Annotated in this window: 12 protein-coding genes; 5 read left to right on the top strand and 7 right to left on the bottom strand. The window is 43.1% G+C overall.

What is annotated here, in order from left to right:
• Window positions 1-257 precede the first annotated feature (257 nt).
• Complete coding sequence (locus tag GO755_RS17940) at window positions 258-4283, top strand: hybrid sensor histidine kinase/response regulator transcription factor (protein ID WP_157586570.1); 4026 nt, start codon at window positions 258-260, stop codon at window positions 4281-4283.
• A 316-nt stretch (window positions 4284-4599) separates the two neighbouring features.
• Window positions 4600-5148, top strand: a complete 549-nt coding sequence (locus tag GO755_RS17935; protein WP_157586569.1) for an RNA polymerase sigma factor — start codon at window positions 4600-4602, stop codon at window positions 5146-5148.
• Between the two features lie 21 nt (window positions 5149-5169).
• On the opposite strand, the gene GO755_RS17930 is transcribed toward GO755_RS17935, so the two are convergent.
• From GO755_RS17930 to lysM, 4 genes are all read right to left on the bottom strand, one after another.
• Window positions 5170-6255 (bottom strand): M20 family metallo-hydrolase, encoded by a 1086-nt coding sequence (locus GO755_RS17930; protein ID WP_157586568.1) that lies wholly within the window; start codon window positions 6253-6255, stop codon window positions 5170-5172.
• A gap of 75 nt (window positions 6256-6330) precedes the next feature.
• Window positions 6331-7215: a S1 family peptidase gene (locus GO755_RS17925; RefSeq protein ID WP_157586567.1), complete on the bottom strand. Its 885-nt coding sequence runs from the start codon at window positions 7213-7215 to the stop codon at window positions 6331-6333.
• A gap of 177 nt (window positions 7216-7392) precedes the next feature.
• On the bottom strand, window positions 7393-8304 hold the full coding sequence (locus GO755_RS17920; RefSeq protein WP_157586566.1) for a DUF937 domain-containing protein: 912 nt from the start codon (window positions 8302-8304) through the stop codon (window positions 7393-7395).
• A 132-nt stretch (window positions 8305-8436) separates the two neighbouring features.
• Window positions 8437-8904: a peptidoglycan-binding protein LysM gene (gene lysM / locus GO755_RS17915; protein WP_157586565.1), complete on the bottom strand. Its 468-nt coding sequence runs from the start codon at window positions 8902-8904 to the stop codon at window positions 8437-8439.
• Between the two features lie 215 nt (window positions 8905-9119).
• Here lysM and GO755_RS17910 point away from each other — a divergent pair, with 215 nt between their 5' ends.
• Complete coding sequence (locus GO755_RS17910) at window positions 9120-10472, top strand: SGNH/GDSL hydrolase family protein (protein ID WP_157586564.1); 1353 nt, start codon at window positions 9120-9122, stop codon at window positions 10470-10472.
• An 8-nt stretch (window positions 10473-10480) separates the two neighbouring features.
• Window positions 10481-11278 carry an outer membrane beta-barrel protein gene (locus tag GO755_RS17905; protein ID WP_157586563.1) on the top strand — a complete coding sequence of 266 codons (798 nt, stop codon included), beginning with the start codon at window positions 10481-10483 and terminating at the stop codon, window positions 11276-11278.
• 74 nt (window positions 11279-11352) lie between these two features.
• Here GO755_RS17905 and GO755_RS17900 read toward each other — a convergent pair whose 3' ends face one another.
• Both GO755_RS17900 and GO755_RS17895 read right to left on the bottom strand, forming a co-directional pair.
• Window positions 11353-11991 carry a hypothetical protein gene (locus tag GO755_RS17900; protein ID WP_157586562.1) on the bottom strand — a complete coding sequence of 213 codons (639 nt, stop codon included), beginning with the start codon at window positions 11989-11991 and terminating at the stop codon, window positions 11353-11355.
• Window positions 11992-12050: 59 nt separating this feature from the next.
• Window positions 12051-12389: a winged helix-turn-helix transcriptional regulator gene (locus GO755_RS17895; RefSeq protein WP_157586561.1), complete on the bottom strand. Its 339-nt coding sequence runs from the start codon at window positions 12387-12389 to the stop codon at window positions 12051-12053.
• A gap of 540 nt (window positions 12390-12929) precedes the next feature.
• Between GO755_RS17895 and miaA the strand changes: the two genes are divergently transcribed.
• Window positions 12930-13829 (top strand): tRNA (adenosine(37)-N6)-dimethylallyltransferase MiaA, encoded by a 900-nt coding sequence (gene miaA, locus GO755_RS17890; RefSeq protein ID WP_157586560.1) that lies wholly within the window; start codon window positions 12930-12932, stop codon window positions 13827-13829.
• A 91-nt stretch (window positions 13830-13920) separates the two neighbouring features.
• On the opposite strand, the gene GO755_RS17885 is transcribed toward miaA, so the two are convergent.
• Window positions 13921-14214, bottom strand: a complete 294-nt coding sequence (locus GO755_RS17885) for a rhodanese-like domain-containing protein (protein ID WP_157586559.1) — start codon at window positions 14212-14214, stop codon at window positions 13921-13923.
• Window positions 14215-14254: the final 40 nt, after the last annotated feature.

The following is a 14254-nucleotide window of genomic DNA, read 5'->3' as shown; positions in this document are numbered from 1 at the left end:
TACCTAAAGGGCATCAACTTCATAGCGAACAGGCGAACCCTCACGAGACTATTTCGACAAAAGCAGATCAATTAATGAGTACGTATATAGGATTAAGTATATCTACTTATCATATTAACAGGTTCTTATTATTAAGATTTTCTAATTATGTTATTGAACGAATAAAATCTTTATATTACTTACTTAAAAATTGAAAATATTATATATTAACTTATTTATTTTCTATTTTATGTCATTCTTTTTGCCTAATTAGACAAATGCGTTCGGTTTTCATTCATTATTTACGAGTAGCCTTAGTGTTGATTTTATTTATATTAACGCTTATCAGTATAAGTAAAATACCGTTATATGCTCAAACGTTTACGTTACCACAATCAGAGGCCATAACCAGCAAACAGGGATTACCCCAGGCCTTTGTGCCTGCTATTGTACAGGATCGTCAGGGTTTTATCTGGATGGCAACTCGCGATGGCCTATGCCGCTACGATGGAAAGCATTTTAAAGTGTTTCAGCCAACTACGGATGGGAAGCCGGGTATTTCCTCATCAGGTCTTTCAGGGCTGGGGCTCGACAGGTTAGGAAGAATCTGGATCTTCGGCGACCAAAACGCTATTGATATAATGGACCCCGTACGGGAAACATTCGTTAATTTCTCCAGAGAACCTTTTTTTAAACGCCTGTTGGGTCTGGATTTCATTCGCACCCATTATTTCGATCAGAAAGGCCAATTATGGCTTAGCTTTCGTTCCAATAAAATCGCCTGTATTGATCCGATTACGCATCGTTTCCGGCTTTATAAGCTTCCACCTTTTTACTCGGATGACTGTACTTTCATTCAGGATAAACAAAGAACGGTTTGGGTTTCTACTGATAAGGGACTTTATCGACTAGATCCGCTAACCAACCAGTTCATTCAGTACTTTCTTCCCGATAATGCTGTCAGAGGGATTTGTCTACTGCCTAATGGACACCTGTTTATTCAAACAAATCACTCAATACTGATACTGGACACCCGATCCAGTCGTATCCGGTCGTTTGCCTTACCCCATTCAACTACGTCCGCTATAAGCTTGCAGAATAAGAGCATTGTAACAGATAGTGAAGGCAACACGTACTTTAGCAATCAGTATAACGACCTGCTACGATTCAGTGAAACAGAGGGAGTAAACGTATTGGTAGAATTGAAGGAGGGAGTAGCCTTGCGAAGCTTACTTATTGACCGCTCGGACGTGTTATGGGTAGGTACTGACAAAGCTGGTATTCTTAAATACAACCTCAAAGCCAGTCAGTTTAAAGCGGTGCCTTACCAGCACAATTTCTATACAGACCTGTTCATTCGGGAATTAGGCGTCTCTCCCGCTCAAATGCCATTTGAAATCGAGAAGGATATACCCTATTATTTCCGGTATACAGTTGATAAAGCGGGAAAACTGTGGTTCAATACGGGCTACAGGCGTTTTTACAAACTCGATCTACAAACCAAACAGATTACCTCCATTTCTGTTCCACCTACTGTTGGATTACGGCATTATTGGGATAAACCCATAGCTCCTATGGCAACCGACCCTGCAGGCCATGTGTGGGTCGTAACGGATTCGCTGGCTATGTGGTACGAAGCCGGTCAATGGCGACTTTTTCAACATCCTATTCGTGGAAACGATCGGGCAAATGGATTAAGACCACGTGCGAATTCATCCAATGTTATAGAAGGGGAAATACTTCAGGTTGTCGTTGATAAACAGGCCTTATGGATAGCTACCGCTACACAAGGACTATATCGAGTAGATCGTACTAATGGCCAGATCAGGGCGTATAAGCATCAGTCAAAGAATTTGAACTCGCTTAGCAGCAACCAGTTGTTTTGCTTATACGACGACCCTTTTGACCAAAACAGTTTATGGGTAGGTACGTTTGGTAGTGGCCTATGCCGTTTTGACAAACGAACCGGTACGTGCCGTCGATTTTCTACGCAAACCGGCTTACCTAATAACGTAATTTATTCAGCCATTCCTGACCAGCAGGGTTTTCTATGGATTTGTACAAATCAGGGGCTTTGTCGCATGGATCGTCGGACTTTTCAGACGAGTATCTATACAGAGGAAGATGGCCTTCTGGAAAATGAATTCAATCGCTTTCATTTCCTTCACCTACCCAACGACCGTATACTGATGGGAGGTCTGGAGGGCATTACCTCTTTTTTCCCCCGACAATTGCACGATGATACTTATCAGCCTTCCATACAAATCACCAATATTCAATTAAATAACCAGCCGATAATATCAGGCCCATTAACTAATTTCCTTCCTATTCAAGCGGTAAGCAGGCTGGAGTTACCATATAATCAAAACTTTATTGCTGTTCATTTTGCCGCTCTGCAATATAATCGACACAACAAAATTCGGTATCGTTATCAGCTAATTGGGTTGAACCAGCAATGGATTGAAACCCAAGAACCCGTAATTCAATACACCGATTTAGACTGGGGGCGTTACACCCTGAAGTTAAATGCCTCGAACACATCGGGCATTTGGAGCAAACATGTTCGATTGCTTAAGCTAATTATTCGTCCACCTTGGTGGGCTACCTGGTGGGCTATTCTTATATACATTGCCGGAATAGTGACAGTAGGCTATATATTGGTTCAGGCCTATGTGAATCAACAGGAAGCAAAACATCTTAAGGCAATTGATATAATGAAAGCGCGTTTCTTTACCAATATTGCGCATGAATTCAGAACACCGCTAACCTTAATTCTGGGGCCAGTAGAAACATTAAAGAATCGATTACCTAGTAGGGATGATCAGTATCAGCTTGACTTAATTAATAACAATGCCACCCAAATTCTGGAACTGGTTAACCAGTTAATAGACCTATCAAAAGCAGAGGCTCATGCTCTGCGGCTCAATGAAAGTCTGGGCAATCTGAAAGTGTTTATAAACGAATTGGTGCATTCATTTGAGTCACAGGCACAAGCAAAAAGTATTCAATTAATTTTTCAGGCAGAGACCATACATACAAAATATTGGTTCGACTCAGAAAAACTGGCAAGAATTATAACTAATCTTGTAGCCAATGCATTGAAATTTACGCCTATAGGTGGAAAAGTAAGTATAAATGTAGCCGCTGCCCATCCTGGGGCCACTCAGTCAACTCAAACGAATTCTATTCAGGAATCCTGGATTCGGATTATCGTTTCTGATAATGGCATTGGTATTTCGCCAGAGGACTTACCGTATATTTTCGACCGATTTTATCGGGCAGAAAACGGCTCTACCAACCTGTTAAAATCCGATCAGGCTTCCTCCTTCGAACAGGCAGGGACGGGCATTGGGTTAGCCTTAGTAAAAGAGTTAGTTGAATTTCAGTCAGGTATACTTCAGGTAACCAGTAAAGTAAGCTTAGGAACCGCCTTCACCATTTATTTGCCCTATCGCCAAGCCAATACGCTCTCGTTTACACCTACCGAAACAACTGAAACTCTAAAGGTCACTCCAGAGAATAATCAACCTAAGAAACAATCTGACAAGACTTCTCTTGTGTTACTTGTTGAAGACAACAAAATTCTATGTGATTTTATCTTCGAAAATTTATCGAGTACTTACACAATACACCAGGCACAGAACGGAGTCCAAGGTTGGGAACAGGCAATTAACCTAGTGCCAGACTTAATCATCAGCGACGTTATGATGCCTGTTATGGGCGGTTATGAACTTTGTGAGAATCTAAAAAAAGATCCAAGAACCAGCCATATTCCGGTTATTTTGCTGACAGCTAAAGCATCGGTTGAGGATCGGCTGGAAGGTTTATCAGTAGGAGCAGATGCTTACATAGCCAAGCCATTCCACATCCAGGAACTTCAGTTACGTATTCGCAACCTGTTAGAACGACGCCGTCAATTGCAGCAATGGGTATTGGCCAGTATCACAAATATCAGTCCAACCACCCCAATCGACCCACCTTTACCTACCGATCCACTGATCGAGAAACTCTGTCAACTAGTAGAGGAGCATTTAGATGAGACAACGTTTGGTGCCGAAGAACTCATCTTAGCCAGTGGCATGAGCCGGATGAATTTACATCGAAAGTTGAAAGCACTAGCCGATACATCAGCAGGCGAGTTTATCCGTAATTATCGATTAAAACGGGCCGCTCAACTTCTCCGCCAAGGGCATTCTGTAGCTGAAACTGCCTATATGGTTGGCTTCGAAGATCCTTCTTATTTTGCCCGATCATTCCGAAAAGTGTATCAGATGCCCCCTTCTGCTTTTTCTCGCACTATTTAAAAGCTATCTACAAAAAGTAAATACTAATTATACAATTAAATAATTAAAGTATATCAATAAGGTATAATATGAGGTAATGATGAGGTAGTTGGGATATATGTACCGGTTTTTGGTACAAAATCACCGGCTTTTATAAGGCATATAATAGACCTTTGAGAAATCATTAGGCTCTAATTAATGATTTCAAACTATGCATTAAGAACAGCCTACTTAATACCCGCAGTCCATTTACCTACCGTAACTTAAAAGCTATATAGTGTACTGATCACCTAGTGATCTGTTACACTATATAGCGACTTAACTAATTTATTACATCATGGAAGATACCTATTTGGCAGACCAAAAAGCATCTGCTTTTTGTCAAAGCACAAAGGACAAAAATCGTTTTGAAACCATTTACAATCGTTATGTCGGCAAAGTTTATCAGAAATGCCTTTCAATGACCCAAGATCCTGAAACGTCGAAAGATTTCACTCAGGATATTTTTATTAAAGTATATTTTAAACTGAAAACATTCGAGAATCGCTCATCATTTTCTACCTGGCTTTACTCAATTGCCCACAATCACTGCCTTGATCAACTTCGGTTACGTAAACGGACGCGGGTAGAATTACTCTCTGATATAGCGATAGTTGTAGAGGCAGAGTCGGATCAGTCTACATTAAATCAATGGCATATAATGGAGTGTATGATGAATGACCTACCAAGCCAGGAAGCAACCTTATTAAGGCTTAAATACGAACAGGGTTTATCGATTAAAGCAATTAGCGAGCGGTATCAGTTGTCAGAAAGTGCCATAAAGATGCGTCTGCTCCGAACCCGCGATAAGCTACAGACTATGTACATGATGCAATATGGTACATAGCCAGTGGGTTTCGATAATTGGTCAAATCACCTGCTCCAGCATCTGAATGTATCCCTTTACACCCTCAGCAATTTCCCGAATATAAATAAATTCGTCAGCAGAATGCGACCGGGCAGAATGGCCTGGTCCGCATTTGAGTGAGGGACAGTTAAGCACGGCCTGATCGGAGGTTGTTGGCGAACCGTAGGTATAACGGCCCAACGCAAGGCCGGCCTGCACTATAGGATGGTTTATTGGAATAGACGATGGCTTGAGCCGAATTGAGCGAGGTTTTACTTCTGCCTGAATATTTTCTCTGATCGTTTCAATAACTTCTTCGAGGGTATATTGCTCGGTTACGCGCACATCTATTGTAAACGTGCAGGTATCGGGCACAACGTTATGTTGTGTTCCAGCATTGATAATTGTTACCGATAGTTTAATCGGCCCAAGTGTTGGCGATACCTTAGGAAACTGATATGTTGTAAGCCAGTTTATATCTCGAATCGCTTTGTAAATAGCGTTATCACCCTCATCACGGGCAGCATGGCCACTCACGCCATGAGCAGTACAATCGAGTACGAGCAATCCTTTTTCAGCAATAGCCAACTGCATTTCGGTAGGTTCACCCACAATGGCAAAGCTGATTGGTGGCAATTCAGGCAATAGTAATTCCAGTCCATCGCGCCCCGAAATTTCTTCTTCGGCGGTAGCAGCCATCACAATGTTATAGGCCATGCCAGGACGATCGTAGAAGTAAGCGAAGGTGGCTAGTAATGACACCAAGCAGCCCCCCGCATCATTACTCCCAAGGCCAAACAGTTTTTCGTCACGCTCAATTGGGTCGAACGGATCAAGTGTCCAGGATGGGTTTGGTTTAACTGTATCGTGGTGCGAGTTCAGCAGCAACGTTGGTTTATCTGGATCAAAATGATAATTCTGCGCCCATACGTTGTTTTTTAAGCGTTTAAACGGAATCTGTTTTTCCCGGAAAAACGACTCTAGTTGCATCGCAGTCTGATCTTCCTGCCGGCTAAACGACGGGATCGCGATCAGCTGTTTAAGCAATGCAAAGGCGTCTGCCGAAAGAGTAGTTTGTGCCGACTGTTGAGCGTCTAGTTGAGCCATAAAAAAAGCGTTAGCCGCGCAAATATACAGCCAACGTTACAAAGTCTTTAGTGATTCAGTTGCCAGACTCAACGCTTATTCCTCATAAAATGATACGCCCTTCTCCCGTAGAAAGGCTTTAATCACATCGACGTGAACGCATTTTCCGACGTTCAGAAATGGATAATTTGATACCCGTCTTTTTCGTCCATTTACCAGCACCTCATGATCTTCAATATCGAAACCAAGATGCAAATGACTTGTGGCCGACTGCATTCCGTAAATTACTCCATTTGTATCGAACAAGGGACCACCACTTTGCCCTCTCAAACCAGGCGTACTTAGCTCGATACCTGTAATACCCGTTGCATCACCTGCTAACCGGGTTACAATACCATCAATTGGAAAAGAGGGAGAACTTGTACGGCCTGCCGTATTCCACTCAATATCATCGATAGAAGGGTTATAGCGAAAGTTCGTGAATTCAGGAAAGGGATAGCCCAGTCGGCATAAACTACGGCCTGGTTTAATACGGCTTGTATCGCCCAGGAACGTAGCGTGTGAGCGATATAGCAATCGATTATAGCCTTCAAATCGTAGCAAAGCCAGATCCTGAGTTGGGTGGCGCTCAATATGTAGTTGCTGAAATTGATCAACACAGCCAACAAAATTATTTCGTATCCTGATAATCGTGTCGATGTTGAGTTTAAACTTCGCTTCCAATTGACTGATAAGGTGGGCTGCATTTTTTTCCTTCAGTACATTCCGGCGCGCGCCCTGAAACTCCTGATAATTCCGGTAAATCGCATCAGCCTGGGCAACGAGATCAGCGACGTGTTTGCAGGTAATAGCATATCCCTCCTGATTCACAAAAAAAAGAGTAGCTGTACCGGGCACAATCCCATCGTGACCATAAAGTCTGACAATTGAATGTAAAGGCCGGGTAAACAAATCAACGCGTTCAATGGCGTCAACGAACATAAAACATCAGCAAGTTAGTGAACCGCTATAGCGGCAAGTAAAGTGGCAAGTTAACCAATCCCTACGCACTTCTCGCCCAACTTGCTGACGGACTTACTTACTTTTTAGGCTTTACCTTTATTTCAGGCGAATATAAATTGGGAGCTCACTGGTGCTATAGCTGCTGAATCGAATTCATTACCGACTTATCTTCGACGAATCACGAATACCAAGCGGACCGGGCACCGTTGAATCACCTACTTGCCCATGAGCATCCCGAATGCTTTCTTTTGTAGCAGCCGACGTGTCTTCCACAGAGTTTGGTTCAACACGAGCCGTCGAGTCGGTACTGATACCATCGATACTATTCTGATTTTCGCCACACTGCCGCACAAGGAGCCCAATTATCATGATAGCAACAGCAATCATTGCCCAGCGAAGCCAACGCACGTTTTCGTGTCGACGCTCACCTTCTGTACTTTTGGGAATATTGGGATTGATTATCGTTCCACTGAGATTATCAGTTCCCTGTACTTCGGTTTGTGGACCAGCTGGAGTTATCAGATCATTGAACCCTAATAGGCTTCCAACTCCATCTAAGCCTCCAGGTAAGGCCTGTCTAAACTCAGTAGCCTGGCCTAGTAACAGGGTTTTAAGGTTTTCGGCCGTTAATCCTTTTTCCTGCTCCTGCCGTCCCAGAACGCCCATTAGCACTATACCTGCCTGTACCAGAATCGCCTGTACTGATTGCGGCTTTGTGCCACTGTATAAGCTAATGAGTTCGATAACTCGGGTAAGTTTATCGTCAAAAATATGGTCCAGGAAATCGCGCCCAGCAGCGTTTGTTTTAGCAGTAGTCGGATGCTCACCTATCGACTGACTCACGTCCAGAGGTATTGCTCCATAATCTTCTTTATCCAGGAAAGTAACGATTGATGAACTCCCTCCCGTTGTCTGAATACGCCGTGTAAGTGCCCCTAAAAGGGTCGGTAGGGAGCCATTAATGACCTTAAGGGTACTAGCTGATGATTCACTCAGTTCATAGCTCAGCTGGTCGACTACAGCAGGAGTGAACTGCTCTCTCAGGTACGATAATAAATGAACAGCCATGGGTTTTTCATTGAGTTGAGGTCAATAAAACCACCCATATGCCGAAAAAGTTATCGGGTTATTGAGTTATAAAGTTTCAGGACGTGTCGCCCACTTTATAACTCAATAACCCGATAACTTTATACTGTAAAACTACAGTTGCGGAATCCGTAATACCTGATCAGGATAGATCAGATCGGGATCTTTCAGCATTGGTTTATTAGCTTCGAAAATAATGCCGTACTTCATAGGATCACCGTATACTTCCTTGGCAATTTTCGACAGCGAATCACCTGATTTCACGGTGTAATATTTACCTTCTGGTGTTGGCTCATCAACAACCAATTGGTTATCAACAGCTTGTACACCTTCCACATTACCAACAGCCAGTGCGATTTTCTCTGAATCTTCCTGCGACTTTACCGAACCTGTTATAGTAACGGTATCTCCTTTTGTTTTAACAGTCAAACTATTGTAAGCAAGTCCCAGTTGCTTTACATGGTCAAGCAGCGCCTGCGCCCGAACGGGTTCAACTTTTTCGGCGTGCACCGGATCTGGAGCTACCTCGTCTTTGTGAAAAATTTTTTCACCTACTCCTTTAAAAAATGATAAAAGGCCCATTGGATTAGTACAGTTTTAATGAAACATGTGTAATGGCAGGCAATTACGCCAACTCATTCTTGACAAACAACTGATTGCGTTTAAGGTTTGTTTAAGACCCTCCCACGCTCTAGTAAGGATTTGACGATTAATTGGCAGTCTGGTAACAGAAAGCCACTACTTTTGCGTTCTTTTTTTACAATTTTATCTTTCTTTCAACCAACCTATATAACCTAATGCAAGTCAAGAATAGGTTTCGCTGGGAATGGGCTCTGACCATACTCATTGGACTCAATGCCTGTACCAACAATGACATTGATCCCAATGCCGGTACTACTACTGTTGTCCCAAGTAAAGGCAGTGCCGATTTCACGAAATACGTAGCGGTAGGAAACTCGCTAACGGCAGGTTTTGCCGATGGGGGACTTTACCGTGATAGTCAACTTAACTCATATCCCAGTATTCTGGCTGGTCAGTTTACGACCGTCGGTGGAGGCAGTTTCGTGCAACCTTTATTCACTGAAGCACAAGCCGCCGGGTCTGGTTATCTGAAGCTTATCCGCGTTCCCTCACTCGCAGATCCTACTAGCCTGATCACATCCATTGCACAGGTAGCTCCGGGTGCCGCACGAGGGGGTACTACTGCAGGAGGTTCGCCATTATTAACCAAGTTTACAGATGCCAATCAGAATTTAGGGGTACCAGGCATTCGAGTATCTGATATTCTAACAGTAGGCTATGGTTCTACACAGGGTAATCAATACTTTGAGCGATTGTTGGCAAACCCAGCAACGACGTACTTCCAATATATGAGCGATAACCTGAACGGGGCTACGTTCTTCTCCTGCTGGCTGGGTAACAATGACGCTCTCGGTTATGCCACAACTGGGGGCACGACACCGCTGACTCCTATTGACCTATTCACGACAAACTTCACGGCAGCCATGAACAAACTGACAGAAGGCGGTCGTAAGGGTGTTGTCATCGGTATTCCTAATATCACAACAACTCCTTATTTCTCGACAGTAACGGTGCCATTGGCAGTAGCACAAATCAACTTGGCGCTTAATAATCCCACACCAGCCATAACAGCTCTGGTTATCCAAACAGCTCAAGGCGTTCGCGCAACAAAAACTGGCGATTTGCTTATGATTCCCAATGCATTGGAATATGCCAAAATAGGCAGTACTGCAGCCGGCACAAAAACAGGACCTTATGGTCTTAGTGCAACAAATCCATTACCTACTCAATATGTCTTGGATGCAGATGAGGTAACTGCTCTGAACGCTGCTATTGTCGCTTACGATGGTGTTATGAAAGCCCAGGCCGACGCCAAAGGAGCAGCCTATGTTGATCCGAATACCGTCTTAAGCCAGGTAGCCGCTACAGGTGGGATTACCCAAAACGGTATTACTTATACCTCCAGTTTTATTCAGGGGGGCGTATTCAGCCTTGATGGTATTCACCTAACCCCAGCTGGTTACGCGCTGATGGCCAACGAGATCATTAAAGGAATTAATACCAAATACAGCGCGACAATTCCACAAGTTAATCCAGCCAATTACCGTCGCGTCTTGCTACAACAATAAACTTACTTATGAAATTTAGTCAACTTTCATTTGCCACGCTACTTCTATTGAGTACGTCGGCAGCCATTGCCCAGAATACTGTTCGAAGCATCGAATTTGGTATTAAAGGCGGGGCTACATTTACACATGGCTACACCACCATTCCGGGGCAAACGGTAGGGAGCGTTCAAGTCCCCAATCTCGAAAATAAAAACAATGGTATTGGTTATGGATACTCCGGCGGTTTGTGGGCGCGAAAAAACTTCAGCAACTTTTATATTCAGGCCGAGGTCACTTACAATCGGTTTGTACTGAAGCAAATAGGTGCTATAACGGTCGATGTAAACGCTAATTCGGCATTAGCCAATGCACTACCTATTAGCGTACAGCCAGGTCTACTTAATGCGACCTTAAACGTTGTATCTGAGTCGGTTTTGCAGGCGGTTGATGTGCCTATTCTGTTTGGCAAACGCTGGATGGGAGGCAAACTGCGTGCCTATGCTGGCCCTAACTTCATTTTTGTACAAAAAGCAGAAGCCACCCGGACTACCTCAGGAGCCATTAATGCCAACTCAAGCGTGGCTTTTCCGAAAACAGATATTCCAGCTACTACGGGCACCACAAATCTGCTCAATAAATATGAAGCGCAGAATTTAGAAGTAAAAGATTTTACGTATGCGTTAGAAGTGGGTATAGGGTATACACCGGTTTCCTTTTTAGATGTCGATCTACGCTATGCTGCACCTGTTGGTGGTGTATATAAAGATACGGGCATCAAAGGTTTTCTTGGTATTGCAACCCTTTCACTTGGGTTTAAAGTGTTTTAATCAGTTGTTAGTCAGTCATGAAAAGTCAGAGGGGCATCAAGTGGTGCCCCTCTGACTTTTCATGACTGACTAATTTATTCGGTTATCAGTGTATATCCTGTTGCGCCAGCTGGCTTAAGGTGATATCGTACCATTTGATAGCCGCCAGAAGGTTCCGCGTTCGAATCGCCGGATAGGTAAATTGGGTATTTTCGGCAGAGAATATCTCGTTCGACCCACAAACTATCATGTCCCATATAACCCTCTGCAGGAGTTATACGCCAATTGGACAACCCTATATCAGCTTTTCGTTCTGGTAGAAACTGCCAGGCATAAACGTTTCCAAATGAACCACTACCATCGCTGGTGGTGTACACATAGAGTTCAGGAAAGCGATTATTATCCAAGTCTGCTACTTCGGCACCTACTACGGCACCGTCGACTCGAAGGCGAAAATTAGTTAATAACAACTCCCCCCGATAAGCTTTAATAATCATTTCACGAACACGCCCACTGTCACTGGCTGTTACGTTAAAACTATATATGTTGAATCGCAGTGTTTTTGCGTACTGGGGAGCAAGTTTTACCGAGTAGCTTCTTAATGTAATGCGGGATTGTTGAGTTATGGATGTTGCTATATCAGTACGTGGTCGCACATCCTGAATTAGGCGTGTGCCGCCCAATTGGATAAGTCCAAGTATGCCCACTAAAAAACAACGTACCTTTATACCCATTGACTCCGCTTACTGTATGTCAACAACTAACGACACGGAATCAAAAAAAGTTGATTTGATTACGGCTCCAGAAAGGTTTCTCCAATAGAGGTAAGATCAAGCAATGCTGGTAATACTTTATGCCCCTTAACTGTCAGGTTATATTCAACCCGGGGTGGCACTTCATTATAAGCTCTCTTTTCAATTACGCCTAAGTTAACCAATGCCTTAAGTTCTTGAATTAAAACTTTTTCACTCACATCAGGGATCATTCGCCTTAGTTCACCATATCGACGGGCTTCTGTTCCCAATTGATAAATGATGTATAATCGCCATTTTCCACAAATAATATCTAAGGTTTTTTTAAGCGCTAATTGTGTAGCATCGGTATTTTTTTGAGTAGTCAATCCGTTATTCATGAGGGGCTTCTTCACTAACTTTTTGGTAGGTAACACATTGATTAAAAGGCACTTGCAACAACATGAGCAAATATAGATATTTGTGATTGATCTATAGCATAAACTGTTTTTATGAGCCGTACAAATAAAAATAGCCAGTGTAACTATCTGCTAATCAATCTTAAAGAATATATCCTAAAAAGCTCTTCTAAAAACACGTTTAATCCAATACTCATTACAGTCTCAACTAAGCGACGTATATTCTGTTAAGTCATTCATTTTCACACCAATGACATATCCATTAAGTATACCATTTGGAAATTTCGTTAATATGATCTCATTTGTAGGCAAAAAGAGACTACAAAGCAAGCTGTCCAGTTTGGAGTAGTCCAGACGGTTTTTTCGGACGAAGATTCTCATGTGTACCTATTAACGAATGAGAATAGCAATCAGATTTTTTTTCTGAAAAAATGAGGTAATGGTCTTAATCTTACTAACTCGTAAGAGGGCAACCAGAGATAGCTTAATTTTGTAGAATTTCGAATTTATTCTAGCAGACTTTTGAAAACACTGCTCGTTGTAGCTGGTCCTACTGCTGTTGGCAAGACAGCGTTATGTGTTCAGTTGGCCAAAACTTTACAGACAGATGTAGTTTCGGCAGACTCCCGGCAACTATACCGTGAACTCAACATTGGCACAGCTAAGCCTACTTTTGAGGAGATGGAAGGCATCAGACATCATTTTATTGGTTCGCACTCAATTACCGACCCAGTCAATGCAGGGCGATACGAGCGGGAGTGCCTTGCCTTATTGAATGAATTATTCAAGGAAACCGATATAGTAATTCTATCAGGTGGTACGGGTCTGTATATCAACGCCGTTTGCTCTGGACTCGACGATATTCCCTCGGTCGAGCCAGCTCTGCGTGAGCATTTGTTTGCCCGGCTTCAGCAGGAAGGATTAGGCGTACTTCAGGATGAATTAAGAAAAATAGATCCCGTTTATGCACAGTCGGCAGATTTGCAGAATCCAATTCGGGTAACACGGGCGCTAGAGGTCTGTTTGGCAACGGGTCAGCCTTATTCGTCATTTCGTCGGCAACAAACAGCTGAACGACCTTTCCGATCAGTAATGATTGCGCTCGAACGCCCACGCGAAGAGTTATATACTCGAATTGACGCCCGTATGGATGCTATGCTTGCAGCCGGTTTAGTTGATGAGGTCCGTTCGCTACTACCTTACCAGCATCTACCAGCACTCCAGACAGTCGGCTATCAAGAGGTTTTTCCATATTTAGATGGCCAATATGACTATGAGGAGATGGTGCGCTTACTAAAACGCAACTCCCGACGTTACGCCAAACGGCAACTAACTTGGTTTCGCAATCAGGGAAATTATAATTGGGTTAGCCCCAATGATGAGGAAGAAGTTCTTCGGTATATGATGCAGTTTGATATATGATATAGGGTGTATGACATAGTTACTGTAAAACAGCCATCATACACCCTATATCATATATCCTCCATCAAACTATTGTGTATCCTCCATCAAACTATTGTGCGCGGTAGGCCAACATTCCGCCAATTACATTGCGAACATTGTTAAATCCGTTCTGCTCCAGAATTTGCTGGGCCATACCGCTGCGTTTGCCTGATCGGCAATGAACAATTACCTCTTCGTCTTGCAGGCCGTCGAGTTCATCTAGGCGATAAGGTAAATCGCCTAACGGAATAAGCGTTGCGCCAATGTTGTCGTCTTCGTATTCGTTAGGTTCGCGAACGTCAAACAGATTTAGTTTTTCGCCTTTGTCGATTCGCTCTTTTAATTCCTGTACGGTAATATCCATGATTAGTTGATAATCAATAGTTAGTAGTCGTTAGATTTTG

The organism is Spirosoma arboris (assembly GCF_009754945.1).
In the GTDB taxonomy this organism is placed as follows: Bacteria; Bacteroidota; Bacteroidia; order Cytophagales; family Spirosomataceae; genus Spirosoma; species Spirosoma arboris.
The sequence above is the reverse complement of the archived record's forward strand: the minus strand, read 5'-3'. Positions and strand labels throughout refer to the sequence as shown.

Excerpts from the sequence above, each read along its gene's own strand:
- GO755_RS17910 (WP_157586564.1), top strand. The coding sequence starts at position 9,120 with ATGCAAGTCAAGAATAGGTTTCGCTGGGAATGGGCTCTGACCATACTC.
- GO755_RS17885 (WP_157586559.1), bottom strand. The coding sequence starts at position 14,214 with ATGGATATTACCGTACAGGAATTAAAAGAGCGAATCGACAAAGGCGAA.
- GO755_RS17935 (WP_157586569.1), top strand. The coding sequence starts at position 4,600 with ATGGAAGATACCTATTTGGCAGACCAAAAAGCATCTGCTTTTTGTCAA.
- GO755_RS17940 (WP_157586570.1), top strand. The coding sequence starts at position 258 with ATGCGTTCGGTTTTCATTCATTATTTACGAGTAGCCTTAGTGTTGATT.
- GO755_RS17920 (WP_157586566.1), bottom strand. The coding sequence starts at position 8,304 with ATGGCTGTTCATTTATTATCGTACCTGAGAGAGCAGTTCACTCCTGCT.
- GO755_RS17925 (WP_157586567.1), bottom strand. The coding sequence starts at position 7,215 with ATGTTCGTTGACGCCATTGAACGCGTTGATTTGTTTACCCGGCCTTTA.
- GO755_RS17930 (WP_157586568.1), bottom strand. The coding sequence starts at position 6,255 with ATGGCTCAACTAGACGCTCAACAGTCGGCACAAACTACTCTTTCGGCA.
- lysM (WP_157586565.1), bottom strand. The coding sequence starts at position 8,904 with ATGGGCCTTTTATCATTTTTTAAAGGAGTAGGTGAAAAAATTTTTCAC.
- GO755_RS17900 (WP_157586562.1), bottom strand. The coding sequence starts at position 11,991 with ATGGGTATAAAGGTACGTTGTTTTTTAGTGGGCATACTTGGACTTATC.
- GO755_RS17905 (WP_157586563.1), top strand. The coding sequence starts at position 10,481 with ATGAAATTTAGTCAACTTTCATTTGCCACGCTACTTCTATTGAGTACG.
- GO755_RS17895 (WP_157586561.1), bottom strand. The coding sequence starts at position 12,389 with ATGAATAACGGATTGACTACTCAAAAAAATACCGATGCTACACAATTA.